Genomic DNA, 18,123 nt, shown 5'->3' with positions numbered 1-18,123 from the left:
ACGAATCACTGAACGGACCACCATGAGCTCCACCACCCACGCCCCGACCGCAGCGATCGTGCGCCCGGTCAACTGGAACCGCATCGAAGACGAGAAGGACCTCGAGGTCTGGAACCGCCTCGTCAACAACTTCTGGCTGCCAGAGAAGGTTCCTCTGTCCAACGACGTGCAGTCGTGGGCCACCCTCACCCAGGAGGAGAAGCAGCTCACCATGCGCGTCTTCGCCGGCCTGACCCTCCTCGACACCGTTCAGGCAACGGTGGGCGCCATCAGCCTCATCCCCGACTCGCTCACACCGCACGAGGAGGCCGTCTACACGAACATCGCGTTCATGGAGTCCGTGCACGCCAAGAGCTACTCGTCGATCTTCTCGACCCTCGCGTCGACCCCTGAGATCGACGACGCCTTCCGCTGGTCGACCGAGAACGTCAACCTGCAGCGGAAGGCGCAGATCGTGCTAGAGCGCTACGCCGGCGACGACGCCCTCAAGCGCAAGATCGCCTCGACGCTGCTCGAGTCGTTCCTCTTCTACTCCGGCTTCTACCTGCCGTTCTACTGGTCCTCGCGGGCGAAGCTCACGAACACCGCCGACCTGGTCAGGCTCATCGTCCGCGACGAGAGCGTCCACGGGTACTACATCGGCTACAAGTTCCAGAAGGGCCTCGACCTGGTCTCCGAGGAGCGCCGCGAGGAGCTCAAGCAGTTCACGTTCGACCTGATGTTCGAGCTGTACGAGAACGAGGTCAAGTACACCGCGGACCTCTACGACACCGTCGGGCTCACCGAGGACGTCAAGAAGTTCCTCCACTACAACGCGAACAAGGCCCTCATGAACCTCGGCTACGAGCCGATGTTCCCGAAGACCATCACGGACGTGAACCCGGCCATCCTCTCCGCCCTGTCGCCGAACGCCGACGAGAACCACGACTTCTTCTCCGGGTCGGGCTCGTCGTACGTCATCGGCAAGGCCGTCGCGACGACGGACGACGACTGGGACTTCGACGCCTAGGCTCCTCGACCCGCCGGGCTGCGAAGCGTCCCCGCCGCAGCCCGGCCTGTAGCCTCGATCGTCCCTCGAAGTGGGGGCCGTCCACCCTGCCAAGCGCCGTGTCCTCCATTTGGAGGACTGTACTGTTGGGTCTGTCCCCATCAGCGAAGCCCGTCGCCGGAAGAACACACCATGCGCCACGACACCATCGAAGTCCTCACCGAAGCAGGCCAAGCCTGGCGCCGTGCGCAGCTCGCCGAGACGCAGAGACTCTCCGTCCTCATCGACGTGATTGAGGCAGCCCGGGCAGAGAAGCGCTCCTGGTCAGAGATCGCGGACAGACTCGGGATGTCCGAGGGCCAAGCGAAGTGGCTGACGCAGCGGGAGAGCACCCCCGAAGCCACCGCACGCAGCATCGGTGAGGCGCCTCGGACCGCCCCGCGGCCCGGGCGCGGCCCCGGCGTGGGCGTCTCTGAGGCCGCGCGGACACTCGGCGTCACGCGCCGCACCGTCTACCTGTGGGCCGAGGATGGCCGCCTGCGGTCGACGAAGAACGAGCTCGGCAAGACCCGCATCCTCCTCGAGGACGGAACCGGCTCGTCCACCGAGTCGCAGGCCGCCCCGGTCCTCGCTGTCGCCTGACGGCCGCATCACGACCGTGAGAACGGGCTCCTACGTGGGGGAGACGCGGGCCCCTGGCGCCTTCGGCGCGCAGGCTCGTGCGCATCCGCGTGGCCGCACACGTACGGAGCATGACCCGCTTCGTCGAGACCGCCCACCCGCGCGCCCACACTGGCGTCTTCGTCGACAAGGCCCAGTCGGCCCCGCAGATTGCCCTGACGCAGGAGTCGAGTGGGCGATCCGCCGAAGTCATCCCGCAGGGCATGAGCGAGTGGAGCGCGGGCGACTCGGTCGTCCGAGCCGGCATCTACTACCCCGATGCGTTCCTCTCCACCGAGGTGGTCGCCGAACGGGCTCGAGCTTTCATCAACGAGGCGGTCTTCGCCGGCGAGCTCGACGCCGGCATTGGCTACGCCGTCGAGACAACGCACGACGGTGTCTACGGTCAGCAGCACCTTCTCATCACAGCTGAGGTGCCGATGGCGAGGTCGGCTGAGTTCGCCTCGAACAGAGGTCTCCTCACCGACGAAGGCAAGCAGCTCGCCAGCAAGCTGCAGCGCATCGGCGACGGGTGGAACTGGCAGAAGAGCGAGCCGTTCGCACCCGAGAACAGCATGTACCGCACCCGCGTGTCCATCGACGTCGACGACCCGGACGACCCCAGGCGCTGATCGCCGCACACGTACGTGACATGACCTACTTCGACACCGCCGCCCACCCCCGCGCCGGCGACGGTCGCTTCGAGACCAAGGACCAGCGTCCGCCGGAACTGAGCCTCGACCGCCCCTACTCCGCTGACCAGGAACGACTCGCAGGGCACGGGTTCCCCGTCTCGCACGACGACGCCCTCATCGAGAGCTACTCCGTCGAGCCCGGCATCTGGCTGCAGTCCGTGTCCCCACCCGACCTGATGATCGCTGACCTCTCCGCTGAGCAGCGGTCCACCGTCATCACGGCCGCCCAGATCCTGGACGGTCGACGCGGCCGGCCCGCGGCGGGTTCTCCCGCGCCGTGGCACCGAGCTGACTGCTACGCGGAAGAGCACGAGGGCGTCGCTGTCTACATCCGGTCTCGGTCCGAGGATTGGACGGACGAGGCGCCGACGCTGCGCATTCTGCTCGACGCGGTTGGGGGAGTCGTCGACGCACGTCAGAGCGAGAAGAGCCCACAGGGTGGCTTCGTCTGGACCGAGCTCTAGCCTTTTCCAGAGGCGATCCATGCACGCGGATCGACATAGCACCGACCACCGACAGTCGCAAGAAGTCACCCCCGAGGTAGGGGTGTCCCGCCTACTCCTTTGTCACACTTCGATAACGAAGCGACCCTCATTTTTAGGCGAAGGGGCTGTCGATGCCGTACTTGTCGGCGCAAACGGCTCTCGCGACCGTCTTGCAGACCTCCATGAGCTCCTCAACTTCCCCCAGTCGGAGGGTCAGAAGCGTCGCGACTTCCCGAGGCGTCCTGACGACCGGAAGGTCCGCCATCGCGTCACCGATCCATGCTCTCGCGACGAGTCCGGTGCGCTCCGAAACGGATCCGCACGCATCGACGATCGACGTTACGAGCGGCACGGCTTCCACCCTCGTGAGGGGGCCAGATTCGGGCTCCTCCGTCGCCCAAATTGCGTCACCGAACTCGTCCGTCATGTCATCGAGGGACGCGAAAGTCGCCACGTGGATGTCGTCCAAAGTGACAAGCGCGCCCTGCTTCTTCGGGTCCTTCCGAGTGGCGTAGGCGAGGCGGTTCACCTCGTCGATGACCTCCTGGTCCGTGGGGGCCAAGCCGGTCGAGATGGTGAGCTCCCGACGGGTCTTGTTGATCTTCGATCGGCGCCTCGCTGCACCCCCCGCGGAGGAGAACCCAGTGGTCTCTCCGGAGTGGAAGTAGGCGAACGAAACTCGCTGTGAAATTTTACGGAAGTAGGCCCAGAAGTTCACGATCGGTGGGTCGGCGCGCTTGGTGAGTTCCTTCCGGAGCTCGATGCTGAGCTCGAGGCTGATGACGTTGAACACGTCCTCGACGTGCATCAGCGAACGGTCGCCATGTGAACGACAGGCGTTGTTTGCCCAGCTCCAGATGTGGCCCTGAAAGGCCCGAAGCAGCTGGGAAAGTGCCCGATCGAGGGCTCGTCCCTCGGTGCCTCGAACGGCGTCGATGTGGTCTGCGAAGAAGGCAGAAACGTCCTGGCTCATGTGAGTCCTCCGGTCTTGACCGGGGACTTCTGAACCGCCCCCGGCGATTCAGGGGGAGGAGCGTAGGGGAACCCGGACCAGGGCTCTGACCGGGAAATCTCTGTCGAATCGACCCACGCCATGAACCGTCGGCCGCCCGTGCGGCTGTCGAGAAGCCACGCGATCGTCATCTTTCGGACGGGCATTTCGACGCCCAGGAGCGACTGGATTCGACCGAGGATCTGGGGCGCCCGAGAGGACCCGATTGAGGGCGCGCTAAGCAACACCTGTCGCAGAGGGATGCGAAGGAGGGGTCGCCCCTCTGAGGTGGCAGCGAACGCGAACAGGTCAGCCAGTGAGACCAGGCCGGCGTCCAAACCGACAAGCCACTCAGCGCGGAGCTTCGCCGCCTCTTCTCGGGCGGTGTTGGCCCGCCACAGCGGGGTGGCCGGGGCCACCCCCTCGACGCCCGCGCTCACGCTGCTGCGCTCGATCCGCGGCGACCCGAGTACTCCCGAAGTTCCTCATCGGTGATGAGGGGGACGGCCATGACGCCAGCTGCGGGCCCGACCGAGAGGGCGGCGACAGCACGCTTCCAGCCGAGGTTCTCTTTTGGATACTGTTCGTTGTAAGCCCGGACCAGCTCTTCGATGTTGGTCGCCTGGACCTGCTGCTGCAGCCTCCGGATCTTGGGCCCGATGTGAGGGTCGCCGACCGTTCGGCGGACCTCGTCCAGAGCGCGAGATTTGAGGTTGAGGGTGAAGTAACGAGCAGGGTCGTAGGTGCGGAAGGCGTCGGGCGCCAGCGCCTTGTCGACCATCCGCGAGACGATGGAGCTGCGCTGCGTAGACGAACCGTCGGCCGAGCCGAAGAGCATGTGCGTCAGCAGCCCGTCGAGGGCGATGTCGTCGAGCACGCCCGGGATGGACTGCTCGTTGTGGACGGACAGCTCCTGGGCGACGATGCGGTTCGCCTCTTCGAGCTTCGAGCGCGTGTACGTCTCGAAGCCCTCGAGGATGAGCCACCGGGCGGTCTGGCCGGCCTTGACGAGAGCGTCGAGCTTGCGGCGAAGGTCGCGGCCCGAGAAGGCGTGCACGGGTGTCGTGCCGAGCTCGCCGGGGATGCTCTCGCTGATGCCGGCGGAGGTGACCTCGACCGTCCCGGAGAGGTTGTGGCCCATGTTGGTCACGCGCCAGTCGGCGGTCACCGTCTCGCCGTCCCTCAGCAGGACGACAGGAGGAACCGACCACTCGATGCGGGCGGGCAGGACGAGGTCCTCGTTCTTTGCCGACTTGAGGCCGACGTCGATCTTCGGGGGGAGCTCGACCCAGAGGGGGAGGGGGACAACCGTCGTCGCGGTGACGAACGAGTCGGTCGCGACCTCCTGTGCGGCGTGGCCGACCAGGATCATCTCGATGTTGCGGACGAGCGTCCGCAGCTGGGGGAATCCGCGGGACCTCATCGGCGGCGACCGCCCAGCAGGCCGCGGCGGCGGCCCTTCGCTGCCACGACAGGCTGCGAGGCGAACCTCGAGTCCCCGGTGACACGGACCAGCACGGAGTCGAGCAGGGGCCGGACGGTGTCGTCGTCGGAGACGACGATGCCCTCGTCGAAGCGCTTCTTGACGTGCTCGCTGCTCTTGGTGGTGCCGGCGAAGTGCGCGAACCGCTGGAAGGTCTTCTCGACGCCCTGGGCATCGACAGGTCCGAAGTCATCGGCGCGCGTGACGACGAGGAGCTGGCGGTCACGAGTGAGCCCGCGAGTTCCGTAGTCGGCCAGCGCGGCCTTGAGGTTCTCGACCGACTCCTTGGCGAAGGCCGTGATCGCGACGCCCCAGGCGTCCTCGATCATCATCGGGACCATGACGTTCGAGATGAGGCCGCTGTTGTCGACCGCTTCGACGGTCTGGGTGTCGACGATGACGAGGTCACCGTTGGCCCGGGCGTAGTCGATGATCTGGCGGTACGCGGTGTAGGGGGTCGCAGCTGCGTCAGCTTCGACGCGCGGGGGAGCCAGGACGAGCCCGAACTTCAGGGGCTCGAGGTTCTGCGGGCGGAAGGGCTGGATGTCCTGCGGCTTCACGAAGGCACGCGAGGGGTTGCCCATGCGGGCCGCGTCGAAGGCGCTGCGGACGGGTGCGTTCTCCGGGACGCGGAGGACTGTGCGCACTCCGCCCTGTCCGCGGTTCATGTCGATGAGCCAGACGCGGAGGCCCTTCTCGGCAGCGCGGTGGGCGAGCTGCAGGGAGAGGGAGGTCTTGTTGACGCCGCCCTTGTAGGCCCAGCAGAAGATGATGGGTGCGGCGTTGCTAATGGCGGTGGACCGCTGCTCGGCGGCGAACGAGGCCGGGTTCCATGCCGGCTCAGCGCTCGTGGCAGTGGCGAAGGGGGGAGACTCCTGCCCCAGGAACGGCAGCCCCTGGGTCAGCTCGGGTCGCTCCTGCTGCATCGCCGCGTGACCGCCGGCTGCGACGGGAGCGGGCGAGGACTCACGAGGGATCTCGCGCTCGAACGCTGCGACGGGCGGGCCGGGCGGTGCCTGGATGTCCGATGCCCACTCGGGGACGGACGGCGCAGGGGCGGCCTGCGGCTGCGCGGGCACGGGCGACGGCATGACCATGGCGGCCGACTGGGGCGCGGGCAGGTCCAGGCGCTGCTCAACCGGTGCCGGGGCAGCGAACGGGGCGGGTGCCGCCGGGGGCGGCGCGACGGGAGCGACGGGGACGGGAGCCGCGACGGGCTGCGGCACGTCCCATGCCGGAGCAGCCTCGGCAGCTGCAGGCATAGCCCACGCCGGCTGGGCAGGAGCGGGTGCCTCGACGGGCGCCGAAGCCCAAGCCGGCTGCGGTGCGACGACGGGCGCGACGGGTGCGGGTGCCTCCGTCGCGACGGGCGCGACGGGCGCGACGGGCGCGACCGGCGCCACCGGTGCGACGGGTGGCAGCGCCCATGCGGGCTCGGCCGTTGCCGGCACGACGGCCTCAGTCGGGGCCGTGGCCCAGAGGGGAGCGGCGGGAGCCACGGGCGCGGAGATGACGGGAGTCACCGGGGCGACCGGCTGCGGTTCCGTGACGGGGGAGGATGCCCAGTCAGCGACTGGTGCGACTTCCGGCGCCGGGGCAGCGGAAGGGATGTCGGGGAAGAGCAGCTGAGGTGAGCGCTCGAAAGTGGGCACCTCGAGAGGGGCCTCGGGAGCCGCGGGCTCGGCAGCGATGACCGGCGCTGCCGACTCACGGGTGTCCCAAGGAGCACGGGCCGTGGCCGCAGGGGCGACGAGAGCAGGCTGCGCAGGAGCGGCCTGCGGCGCCATGACCGGCGCGGGGGCGGCAGGCGCTGCAGGAGCGGGCACCTGCTGCGCGAAGTGCTGCACGGGAACCGCCACGGGGGCGGGCGGCACTGGTGCGGTGAGGGGCGGAGCCACCTGCACGACGGGCTGCACCTGAGGCGCCGGTTCGACCGGGGCAGCAGTGGGAGCAACGGAGGCAGCAACCTCGGGCGCCGGGCCGGCAGCCGGGTCGACGACCGAACCGTCGGGCATGACGACGAGCTGCATGCGGGCATCGGGTGCGACCGGCAGCGCGGCCGCGGAGGCGATGCTCGCGATGGTCGCCGGCAGGCGGATCTCACGGGCCTCGTTGGCCACGATGTAGTTCTGGCTCTCGTCCGCACCGCCACGAAGGATCAGCACCGGAGACGTCCGCGAGCTCTTCTGCGCCCAGGCCTTGATGCCGGGGCGGTGCACGTCGGCGATGAGGATGGGGAAGACGGCGGCGGCCTGCTGAGCAGCAAGGGCCGACTGGACGTCGTCGACGGCCGTCTTCACTGCGGAGGCAGCCTCGGGGAACGTCGAGCCGGAGATGACCCGGTAGCCGACCTGTCGGAGGACCTCGCCCATGGCGGGGACCTCGACGAGGCCGAGGGTCGGAACGTGTGAGGTGGTCATACCTCCTCTGTGCGGACAGAAAAGGGACGGCTGGGACCTCAGCTGTCAGGAGGTGCTTGGGCCCCGGAGACCGCCTGGTGGGGCGTAGTTAGAGGAGCGCGCGCACGCGCGCGTGATAGCGGATGCGGGCAGGGCGCGCAACAGGGCACGCACGGGGCCATCCGGACGTCCGGACTGTGGTCAGAGGACGAGTCCCAGCCGTCCCGATTGAGCCCGCACAGAGGAGGTATGACCACCCAGACTTCGACTCACCCGCTGACTCCTTGGGAGCCGGACGACTACGCCCCGCTCGTCACCTTCACCGGCGCCCGCAAGCTCGCCGCGTCCGGCGTTGCACCCCTCGTCGCCCTCGCCCGCGGCTACGAGACCCTCGAGAACAGCCAGGTCAGGGACTTCGCGAAGCACCACCAGCTCGGGTCCGCAAACTCCCGCGCCCACAGCCAGGTACTCGGCGCCACCAAGGAGGGCGAGGCGATGGTGCTGCACTGGTACCGCGCCGACCTCAACGCGCAGATGCACGAGAGCGGGCTCTTCCCGGCCTCGTCGTCGATGCAGCTCCGCCCCAGCCACCCGCGCACGAACCCCGGCACGGGCAAGATCGTCAAGTACGAGAACCTCGCCGGCAGCGAGTCGGTCATCGACACCAACCCGGGCACCCCCGCCGAGTGGTTCACCTCGTCGCCGCGTCTGCTCATCACGGAGGGCGTCCTCAAGGGCGACGCCGCCCTGACCGCGCTGATCCGCGCCAACGGAGTCGGCGACGACGAGCTCAACCCCCAGGGACGCATGTCGCGTACCGACGCCGTCACGCGACTCCGCGAGCTGATGATGAAGGTGCCCGCGCACAACCGCGTGACCATCCTGTCGTTCGTCGGCGTCGGCAACTGGAAGAACAACGACGTGTGGGTGAGCCTCCGGCTCGCCGACCGAGAGCTGCTCCTCGCCTTCGACGGCGACATCGACAGCAACTGGAACGTCTGGTCTCAGGCCAACAACCTCTGGGGCTTCGCCCGCGGGCGCAAGGCCAACGTCAAGCTGGTCGACCTCAGCGTCGACCTCGACGGCGAACTGCTCGAGCTCACCAGCGGAAGCGCCAAGACCGACAAGGTCGGCATCGACGACTTCCTCGCCCGTCACGGTGACTGGAACGACATCCTCGACCGCCTTCGTCTCGAGCTGCCAGACGCGCCGGCGCGCTCACGCGACGACGTCCCCACGGGCACATGGAAGGTGTCAGAGGACGGCACCTCCGTTCAGGAGTTCACCGCCGGTGCTGTCGGCTTCGACGGCAAGCCGGGGCCGGGCCAGTGGGAGCTGCGCTACAACATCGGTGGACGCGTCGTCACGGTGGAGACCCACCGCGCACCGACCGACCTCGAAATCGAGACCGCTCGCTTCGGCGAAGGCGTCGACGAGGCAGAGGCCTCGGCCATGACCACCTGCCGCATCGAGCTCAAGTGGATCAACGACGACGACACCCCCGCACAGGCCGTCGTCACGGGACCGTCCACCATCCTCATGTACCCGCCGTCGGAGTGGGACAAGAAGAAGGCCGTCATCCCGCAGAACCTCCTGCTGCACTCCGAGTGGCCGCCGCGCAAGGGGCTCGAGTGGCTCTCGGCCATCAAGGACAACAAGGAGATCCCCGTCGCCGAGAACGTCAGCTGGACGACCATGGGCTGGGTGCCCGTGGAGAACTCCACCGTCTGCTCGTTCATCTCCGGCCGCACTGTGATCTCCCCGTCGAAGCACGACCAGGACCGCACGCTGCCCGGCGTCGGCGAAACTGCTCTGCCCGGCGCGGCCAAGTTCAGCCTGCCGAGCATCCCCGGTGACATCCTCAGCGACGAGTGGAAGGCCCAGGTCCGCGCCGACCTCAACAACCTCTTCAAGCACTACATCGAGCTCGCCCCCTGGAACGACATCAACGTCGCCGGGGTCGTCATGGCCGCCGGGCTCCGCCCCTCCGTCCCCGTGGCCTGCACGACCTGCCTCTGGGTCCAGGGCCCTCCCGGCCAGGGCAAGTCGTGGACCGTCGCCCAGATCCTCGCCTTCCACCAGGCCCGCAAGACGTGGACGAACAAGTCGCTCCCCGGCTCGATGAAGGACACCAACGCGTCCGTCGAGCAGGCCCTCTCGCAGACCAACATCTGGGTCATGGACGACCTGGCGCCGTCCGCCGACGCCAAGCAGAGCGCCCTCGAGATGGCGAAGTCCGGCGACATCATCCGCAACGTCCACAACCGCACCGCAAAGCGTCGCTCCGGCACCGAGCTGCGTGCTCGCGAGGTCTTCACGCCTCGCGCCCTGCTCATCGCCACTGCCGAGAACGAGCACAGCATCAACTCGGTCCGCGACCGCACGATCATCCTCAACCTCGACAAGAACTCGCTCCGCGACGGCGTCGTGGAGACGATGAACGACTTCCGTGACCACAGCGGCACGCCCGGCCGCCTCATGACCGCCTCGGTGCAGGCCATGCAGCACCTGGCCGTCCTGAACGGCTGGACCGAGATGATCGAGCAGGTCGAGGTGCTGAAGGGCAACTTCGCCGCCGCAGCCCGCGAGACCATCGCCGAAGCCAAGGTCGAGGGCAAGTCCGACCAGCGTCACGTGGAGATGGCCGTCGACCTCATGCTCGGCCTCGCGCCACTGCACATCCTCGCCGAGATGGTCGGCGCGACCGAGATCCTGGCGCTGTTCAACCCCGAGGACGAGTCGAACCTGCCGCAGCGCATCGCCAAGATCGTCATGGCCGGCTTCGCCACGCAGGGAGAAGCGACCCCCGGCCGAGCGACCCTCGACGCCATCCGCCACGCCCTCCTCACCGGTCGCGCTCACCTCCTCAACGCCAGCGACCCCAACACCCCTCCCATCAGCGGCGACCACGCCGGCACCAACCGGCTCCTCGGGTGGCAGCAGGACGGCCAGGACAAGTTCCGCCCGGCCGGCGTCGCAATCGGCTACATCACCGCAGCCGCCGGCGACACCGCCGTCGATGTCGTGATGTTCGACCACAAGGCAGCCTTCGAAATTGCGTCCCGCTGGAGCCCGGCTCTCCTGCCGCCGGGAACCGCGGCGTCGACGTCGTTCGGCAGCCTCTGGAACGAGGGCCTCATCCACCCGCACTACGCCTCGCGCGGCCGTGACGGCAGCCGGGTCAACAAGATGTTCCGGGTCGACGGCCGGCCGATGCGCGGCGTGCCCGTCCACCTCGACACCCTGCTCGGCAACTCCGATGGCTAACCGCAGCAAGGCCAAGGGCGACAAGGCCGAGCTGGATGCGACCGAGCACTTCAATGCCGTGTGCCCGGACCTCGTCGTCGCTCGCCCGAAGCGCATGCTCGGCGCCGGCCGCAAGGAAGACGTCGGCGACCTCTGGGTCTTCGAAGACGTCGCGGTGCAGGTCAAGGCCTACGCCCCGGCCGCGCTCAGTGCAGCGCTCTACGACGCCGCCCGGACGTCCGTCGACCAGGCAGCGAACGGCGAGAAGACCTTCGCGCTCGGGATGGTGAAGCTGCACAACGCCCGGCCTCCGAAGCAGGAGCGCTGGCTGGCGTCAGTCGTCGAGTGGCCCGAGCCGGTGGACGACCCGGTCATCTTCAAGGCGGCCACGGCCGCCGCCGACTGGGCCAAGCTCGCCGTCACGGGCTCGCAGGTCGCCAGGGTCGAGCGCGGCGGTACGGACGCCATATACGTCGCACCGATGCGTGTCTGGCTTGACGCCTACCGCCGGTACCGCGAGGCGCACCCGGGCGAGTACGTCGTGCCGACCATTCCGGAACGGCTCGCGCAGCTCGAGGCGGAGGAGGCGGCCGCGGCGAGGGCGCTGTTCAGCATCGCCGAACTGTGGCCAATGCCCTAGTAGAGCCGGGGGCGACGGGTGGGGAGCTTCCGTCCTAGCCGGCGCTCCCGCTCCTTGATGACGACGAGGGCAGCCTGCTCTTCGCTGCCGGCAAGCCCGCGCACGTCGTCGGGATACCGGGCTCTGTCGGCGGACATCTCTGACGCGATGTCGTGGAACCGAGCGAGCTCCACGTCCTTCATGGCCTCTAGCTCCTCCTTCGTCATGCGCCGGGGAAGTGGCTGAGGGGCCTCACCTGTGTCATCTGGCATTCGAACATTCTACCGAACGACCACCCCGAACGGGTGCGGCTCGAGCACATCCGCACGGATGAGACCTGCCGCGCATGGAGTCACCATGAGCAACGCCACCACCGCCGGCTTCGTGCACCTGCACGTCCACACTGAGTTCTCGCCCCTCGACGGCATGACGAACATCGAAGAGGCTTGCGCCAAGGTCGCCAGCGAAGGGCAGGTTGCCTTCGCCGTCACAGACCACGGTGACCTCGGTGGTGCCTGGCGACTGAACCGCGCGGCGAAGGCCAACGGTATCAAGCCCCTCATCGGCGTCGAGGCGTACCTCGCCGTCATGGCCGACTGGCGCGACGAGCCCGACCGCGGTGTCCGCGAGTCCGTGCAGGTCGAGCGCGACGACGTCTCCGCAGCCGACGACGACGAGGGCTCCGCAGCGTCCGTCACGAAGACGAAGAACTACGAGCACCTCACGATCTTCGCCACGAACGCTATCGGCTGGCGGAACCTCGCGTCCATCATGGACATCGCCGAGGAGACCGGCTACTGGAACAAGCCCCGCATCGACTACAAGCTCCTGAAGGAGTACTCCGAGGGCCTCATCGTGCTCACCGGCTGCCTCGGTGGACCCGTCCTCGGCCCCATGAGCCGCGGCGCCGTCGAGCAGGCACGGATGAACCTCGACCGCATCATCGACGCCGTCGGCCACGACAAGGTCTTCGTCGAGATCATGGAGCACGGCATCGAAGCCGAGTCCGCGTGCATCCCCGACGTCGTCGCCCTCGCCGCCGAGTACCAGCTGCCCATCGTCGCCACCAACGACTCCCACTACACGAACGACGAAGAGTTCGAGGCCCACGCCGCCTGGCTCGCCGTCTCTTCCGGCAAGGCCCTGAGCGACCCCAAGCGCTTCCAGTTCCACGGCCGTGGCTACCACGTCCGCACCGAAGAGGAGATGCGCGCCCTTCGACCCGAGCCGTGGTGGCAGGTCGCCTGCGACAACACCGTGGCCATCGCCGGGCTATTCGAAGAGGACATCCTCCCCGAGGCCCGCATCCGCCTCCCGCGCTTCCCCCTCCCCGAGGGGTTCGCCACCGACATGGCCTTCGCCAAGCACCTCTGCCGTGTCGGCCTCGCCAAGCGCCCCCACCTCGGGACGAAGATCGAAGGCGTCGTCAAGGAGCGGCTCCTGATGGAGCTCAAGATCATCGACGACCAGGGCTTCCTGCCCTACTTCTTCATGGTCGAGGACCTCATCCGCTGGGCTCGCGAGGACGGCAACCTCCCCGGCTGGCCAACCATCGAGGGCGGCATCCTCGTCGGCCCCGGTCGAGGGTCCGCGGCCGGCAGCCTCTTCTCCTACCTGCTCGAGATCGTCGACATCGACCCGCTCGAGAACAACCTGCTGTTCGAGCGTTTCATGGAGCCCGGCCGCGCCGACATGCCCGACATCGACATCGACTTCGAGCTGCGGTACGTCGAGCGCGTCCGCGCCTACCTCGCCTACAAGTGGGGCGTCGAAGCCGTCGCCCGAATCGGCACCCACGGCGTCGCCCGCACCAAGGCCGCCATCAAGGACGCAGCCCGAGTCCTCGAGCTGCCCGCCATCGGCGCGCGCCTCACGAAGGTCGTGCCGTCCGGCGCTGCCGGCGGCGTCTTCTCCTTCGCCGAACTCGACGACACCGACAACGGAGCCTCCGAGAAGTTCCGCGACGAGCTCAGCAAGACCGGCGACGACGGCGCCCGCGTCGTCGAGCTCGCCCGCAAGATGGAAGGCACCCTCAAGGGCCAGGGCATCCACGCCTGCGGCATCCTCATCTCCACCGAACCGCTCCGCGGACTCGTCCCGCTTCGACGTGACCGCTCCAAGAAGGGCGGAGAAGCCCTCCGGCTCATCACCGCCTGGGACGCCCCCGACGTCGGTGACCTCCCCGGCATGGGGCTGCTCAAGCTCGACGTGCTCTCCATCCGCAACCTCGACATCGTCTCCACCGCCATCGCCAACATCGAGGCGACGACCGGCGAGGTCATCGACCCGCGACGCATCCCGCACCCCAACACCAAGGGCGACCCCCGCGTCGCGGCTGCCTGGAACATCTTCAAGACCGGTCGCACGGCAGGCATCTTCCAGATGGACTCCTCCGGCATGCAGAACGTGTCCCGCTCCGTCTCCCCCGACTGCCTCACCGACCTCTCCGCCATCATCGCCTTGTTCCGCCCCGGGCCTCTCGCCGCCCAGATGGACCAGCTCTACGCCCAGCGCAAGGCAGGCCTCCTCCCTGTCAGCTACGACCAGTTCACGAACGACCCCGCCGAGCAGGCAGCTCTCGCGACGGTCCTCGGCGAGACCTACGGGGTGTGGGTCTTCCAGGAGCAGCTGATGCGCCTCGGCGCCGTTGTTGCTGGCTTCGACGCCAAGAAGCGTTCGAAGCTGCGCAAGGCCGTCGGCAAGAAGAACAAGAAGCTCATGGACGAGGTCAGCGCCATGTTCCTCGAGGGCGCCACGCAGGAGTTCAGAGACGACGCCGGCAACGTGACCAGCATCGTCTTCACCCGCGAGACGGCCATGAGGATCATCGAGGCCATGAAGGGCTCGGCCGCCTACCTCTTCAACGCCTCGCACAGCGCCGCCTACGCGCAGCTGGCGTACATCACCGCCTACCTCAAGGCCAACTGGCCGGCCGAGTACGGCGCCGCCATCCTCGCCGTCACCGACGCCGACGACAAGCGGCTCTCGGCCATCGAGGCACTGTCCGGTGAGGGCATCAGCATCCTCCCGCCCGACGTCAACGAGTCGCAGAAGGTCACCCGCCCGGCCGGCGACATGCAGGTCCGCCTCGGGCTCTCCGAGATCAAGGGTGTCGGCGCGCTCGGCGAGCTCGTCGTCGAGGTTCGCGACCGCGTCGCGCTCCCGTACAGCACGCTCGCCGACCTCGTGCACAAGCTCACCGACGGGAACATGACCCAGAAGGTGTCGATCGCGAGCATCGAAGGGCTCATCGAGTCCGGCGCGTGCGACGCGTTCGGCCCCAGGCTCGGGCAGATCATGGTCGCCCGGGCCGTCAAGGACCGCCCCGACATCACCATCCCCGACGCGGAATGGAGCATCCTCGAGCTGGCCACCCGTCAGCGGAAGCTGCTCGGTCTCTCGCTCGGCGTCCACCCCGTCCGCGAGTACCGCCAGGACATCCAGGCGTTCTCCCGCCCCGGTGCGAGCTACGTCGACAACGTCGGCGAGAAGCCCGTCAGCATCCGCCGCGTCCCCGACAGCGACGGTGCGCCCGTCTTCGTCGCCGGCCTCCTCGGAGCGTGGTCGGAGTCCGCCTACTCGAAGGGCCGCCGCGCCAACATCACCCTCGAGAACTCCGGCATCCGCATCAGCGGCGTCATGTGGGACACCAACCTCAAGAAGGTCGAAGTCACCCCCGAAGTCGGCTCCATCGTCGCCCTCGCCGGCAACGTCACCATGCGTGAGCAGGAGATCGAGGACGAGGAGGGCAACGTCATCGAGACCCTCATCACCAAGGAGATGATGGTCCGCCAGGTCTTCCCCATCCCGGTCAATGATCAGCCGACCGGCTCGTTCATCGACGCGCTCACCGCCTCGGCTGCCGCCCAAACCGGTGACCTGCCCGAGGTCCCCGCGCTCGACCTGCTCAAGCTGCCGCCGAAGCCGCGCAAGGGCACCAGCCTGCCGCCGAAGGTGCGGCGCCCAGGCGAGAAGAGCAGCGACGAGCCGGCGCCTGCCCCCGCCGAGCCGGAGCCGGAGCTGACAGCACCACCGGTCGCACCGCCGCTGCCGACCGCTCCCGTCACCATCGACCAGACGCCGGAGGACCCCTACGACGCGCCGACCGACCTCACCAGCAGCGCACCCCGGCAGGAGCTGGTCACCCCTTTTGACAGCGCGCCCGACGACCCGTGGGCTGCGGCCGACCAGGTCGCCGAGCTGCCCGTCGAAGCGCCCGTGACGCCTGACGTCACCCCGCCGGCTACCGAGGAACTCGACGAGGCCGCTCAGGATGATGCGGCGATCGCTGCGCTCCTCGGGACGGCGGCCGAGCCGGTGGACCGCGGGCCCGCATTCGGGTCGTCGCCTGTGCCCGTGGAGGCGGGCCCGAAGCCTGTCAGCTGGACCCCGGCGTCGTCCTTCATGGGCGGCCTGCGGCTCTCATGAAGCGTGCCGCGCATGAGGTGGGCATGAACCTCCCCACCTCCGACAAGCTCCGCTACGTCCTCATCGACCTCGAGCTGACCGGCCTCGAGACGCAGCTCGACGACATCGTCGAAATCGGCGTCATCGGCACGACGTCGGACCTCACGCCCCTCTTCGACCAGAAGATCGTCGTCCGCCCCCGACTGCACGGCCTCGACCGCATCCACTCCAACCCCATCGTCACCTCGATGCACCAGGCCAACGGCCTGCTCGCCGAGCTCGAGGCGGGCCAGTACGGCAACACGCTCCCGACCATCGCAGACGCCGAGCAGGCAATCATCGCCCTCATCGACTCCTTCGAACACGAGTACCAGCTCGTGCTCGGAGGCTCCGGCGTCTGGCACTGCGACCTGCGCTTCCTGCGCCGTCACACCCCCAGCCTGGCTGCCTACTTCCACGATCGGGAGATCCTCGAGGCCGGCATCCTGCGCCGCACCTACAAGGCCGCGACTGGCACCGACCTCGTCGAGGCGAACGCGGAGAAGAACCACCGCGCCGACGTCGACATCGCGTGCAGCCTCCGCGAGCTGCGGGCGTTCTTCGAACTCTTCCAGCGCAACGCCCTGGCGGTCGCCGCCGAGGAAGCCCCCGCGGAGACGAAGTACGTCGGCCCGGTGGACGACATCCTCGGCATGCTCGCCTCCCTCGAGCAGCGCACTGCCGGTGAGGACGCCGTCGCCGACGTGCTCAGCTCCTCCATGAACCTCGAACGTCAGACGAAGGCGCTGTCCAACATCGCCCGCCTGCTCGTCTCGACCCTGCAGCGCGAGGTGGGGGTCTCCGACATGGAGATCTTCAGCAGCCTGCGCCGCAGCCTCGTGGCCCAGATCTCCTCGGAGGGTGCCATCGACGCCGCCTGAACACCGAAGCGGCCCTTTTTGAAGGGTGCCGCGCATGGACCCTACGAAGCACGAACACCCCGTTCCGACCTTCGAACCAGCACCACCATCCCCGGGCCGGAACGGCCCACCCATACGAAACGAAAGCAGAGACACACCATGTCCGGAGAGATCCCCGTCACCATCGTCGGCAACCTGACCAGCGACATCGAGCTGCGTCACACGCAGGCCGGCGTCGCCGTCGCGAACTTCACCATCGCGTCGACGCCCCGCATCTACGACAAGGACTCGGGCCAGTGGAAGGACGGCGAGGCCACGTTCCTCCGCTCGACCCTCTGGCGCGACGCGGCCGAGTACGCCGCAGCGTCCTTCGCGAAGGGCTCGCGCGTCATCGCCCAGGGCCTCCTGAAGCAGCGCAACTTCGAGCACGAGGGCCAGAAGCGCACGGCCATCGAGCTCGAGGTCGAGGAGCTGGGCGGGTCCATCCGCTTCGGCTCGACAGTCTTCACGAAGAACGCCAAGGGCGCGACGGTGGCCCCGGCCGCCCCCGCCGCCCAGGCTGCGCCCGCCGCCGCTCCCGTGGCGGCCCCGGTCGCCGCTGCGGCGCCCGTCGCGGTGGCCGCTCCGGCCGCCGCCCCCGTGGCTGCGGCCGCCCCGGCGCCCGTCGCCGTGGCCGCCCCGGTGGCCGTCGCGACCGCGGTCGCGGACGACGACGAATTCTAGAAAGTCGCCGATCGGCAGGGCTGATTACGGAACTGGTCAAATCCGTTTGCGTAACTAGCCTCTAAGAGAAATCCCCCGGATCTCCGGGGGATTTTCTCGTCTCTAGGCCCTGATCTCGCTACTTCGACCCCTCCGACCCTGGTCCCTTGAGCTGTGACCGTTCGCTCCCGAGCCCGAAATGACGAAAGCCGCGCCTTTCGGGCGCGGCAGATTGTCCGGTCTTGCTAGATGAAGTGTCAGAAGGCGGCGGACTCGCTAAGTTCGAAGCGCGGGAGCGGGTTCCTCAGGGGGAAGGTCTTCCTCGAAGACGGCGTCGACCCGGTCGTACCAGCGTCTTCCATGGTTGGGGGAATTCTAGGAACTATCGCCTACACATTTTTTCTCGCTCGCGTCCTAGCGCAATGCCGCGAGGAGTTGACCTCGTCCGGGCGGCTAGCTTGGCTCGAAAATCCTTGGATCGCGAGCGTTGTCATCCCCATACTTCTGGCAGTGCTTGGTGTGGTGCTTCAGCAGGTTCCCGAGGCGTGA

Annotated in this window: 13 protein-coding genes; 9 read left to right on the top strand and 4 right to left on the bottom strand. The window is 68.1% G+C overall.

What is annotated here, in order from left to right:
* Positions 1-22 precede the first annotated feature (22 nt).
* The 4 genes from nrdF (at position 23) to OVA02_RS10690 (ending at position 2,807) form a co-directional block, all read left to right on the top strand.
* Positions 23-1,009 (top strand): class 1b ribonucleoside-diphosphate reductase subunit beta, encoded by a 987-nt coding sequence (gene nrdF / locus OVA02_RS10705; protein ID WP_267658291.1) that lies wholly within the window; start codon positions 23-25, stop codon positions 1,007-1,009.
* Positions 1,010-1,180: 171 nt separating this feature from the next.
* Positions 1,181-1,630 (top strand): helix-turn-helix domain-containing protein, encoded by a 450-nt coding sequence (locus OVA02_RS10700; protein WP_267658290.1) that lies wholly within the window; start codon positions 1,181-1,183, stop codon positions 1,628-1,630.
* A 110-nt stretch (positions 1,631-1,740) separates the two neighbouring features.
* On the top strand, positions 1,741-2,280 hold the full coding sequence (locus tag OVA02_RS10695) for a hypothetical protein (RefSeq protein WP_267658289.1): 540 nt from the start codon (positions 1,741-1,743) through the stop codon (positions 2,278-2,280).
* Positions 2,281-2,300: 20 nt separating this feature from the next.
* Positions 2,301-2,807, top strand: coding sequence for a hypothetical protein (locus tag OVA02_RS10690; protein ID WP_267658288.1), 507 nt, complete (start codon positions 2,301-2,303; stop codon positions 2,805-2,807).
* Between the two features lie 133 nt (positions 2,808-2,940).
* On the opposite strand, the gene OVA02_RS10685 is transcribed toward OVA02_RS10690, so the two are convergent.
* The 3 genes from OVA02_RS10685 to OVA02_RS10675 all read right to left on the bottom strand — a co-directional run bounded on the left by OVA02_RS10685 (position 2,941) and on the right by OVA02_RS10675 (position 7,722).
* Entirely contained in the window at positions 2,941-3,801 is an 861-nt protein-coding gene (locus OVA02_RS10685; protein ID WP_267658287.1) for a hypothetical protein, read from the bottom strand.
* Between the two features lie 454 nt (positions 3,802-4,255).
* On the bottom strand, positions 4,256-5,242 hold the full coding sequence (locus tag OVA02_RS10680) for a hypothetical protein (RefSeq protein ID WP_267658286.1): 987 nt from the start codon (positions 5,240-5,242) through the stop codon (positions 4,256-4,258).
* Positions 5,239-7,722 (bottom strand): hypothetical protein, encoded by a 2,484-nt coding sequence (locus OVA02_RS10675; protein WP_267658285.1) that lies wholly within the window; start codon positions 7,720-7,722, stop codon positions 5,239-5,241. The genes OVA02_RS10680 and OVA02_RS10675 overlap by 4 nt, the downstream gene beginning before the upstream one ends.
* 228 nt (positions 7,723-7,950) lie before the next feature.
* Between OVA02_RS10675 and OVA02_RS10670 the strand changes: the two genes are divergently transcribed.
* Together OVA02_RS10670 and OVA02_RS10665 are read left to right on the top strand one after the other, a co-directional pair.
* Entirely contained in the window at positions 7,951-10,968 is a 3,018-nt protein-coding gene (locus OVA02_RS10670; protein WP_267658284.1) for a hypothetical protein, read from the top strand.
* The gene (locus OVA02_RS10665; protein WP_267658283.1) at positions 10,961-11,587 is read left to right on the top strand and encodes a hypothetical protein; all 627 of its coding nucleotides are present in this window, start codon (positions 10,961-10,963) and stop codon (positions 11,585-11,587) included. The genes OVA02_RS10670 and OVA02_RS10665 overlap by 8 nt, the downstream gene beginning before the upstream one ends.
* Here OVA02_RS10665 and OVA02_RS10660 read toward each other — a convergent pair.
* Positions 11,584-11,793, bottom strand: coding sequence for a hypothetical protein (locus tag OVA02_RS10660; protein ID WP_267658282.1), 210 nt, complete (start codon positions 11,791-11,793; stop codon positions 11,584-11,586). The genes OVA02_RS10665 and OVA02_RS10660 overlap by 4 nt on opposite strands.
* Before the next feature lie 130 nt (positions 11,794-11,923).
* Here OVA02_RS10660 and dnaE point away from each other — a divergent pair, with 130 nt between their 5' ends.
* From dnaE to ssb, 3 genes are all read left to right on the top strand, one after another.
* Positions 11,924-15,994 carry a DNA polymerase III subunit alpha gene (dnaE, locus tag OVA02_RS10655; RefSeq protein WP_267658281.1) on the top strand — a complete coding sequence of 1,357 codons (4,071 nt, stop codon included), beginning with the start codon at positions 11,924-11,926 and terminating at the stop codon, positions 15,992-15,994.
* A 23-nt stretch (positions 15,995-16,017) separates the two neighbouring features.
* Positions 16,018-16,893, top strand: a complete 876-nt coding sequence (locus OVA02_RS10650; RefSeq protein WP_267658279.1) for a hypothetical protein — start codon at positions 16,018-16,020, stop codon at positions 16,891-16,893.
* Positions 16,894-17,031: 138 nt separating this feature from the next.
* On the top strand, positions 17,032-17,595 hold the full coding sequence (gene ssb / locus OVA02_RS10645; RefSeq protein ID WP_267658278.1) for a single-stranded DNA-binding protein: 564 nt from the start codon (positions 17,032-17,034) through the stop codon (positions 17,593-17,595).
* Positions 17,596-18,123 lie beyond the last annotated feature (528 nt).

Source organism: Frigoribacterium sp. SL97, assembly GCF_026625765.1.
Classification (GTDB): domain Bacteria; phylum Actinomycetota; class Actinomycetes; order Actinomycetales; family Microbacteriaceae; genus Frigoribacterium.
This window is presented reverse-complemented; position numbering and strand designations above follow the sequence as displayed.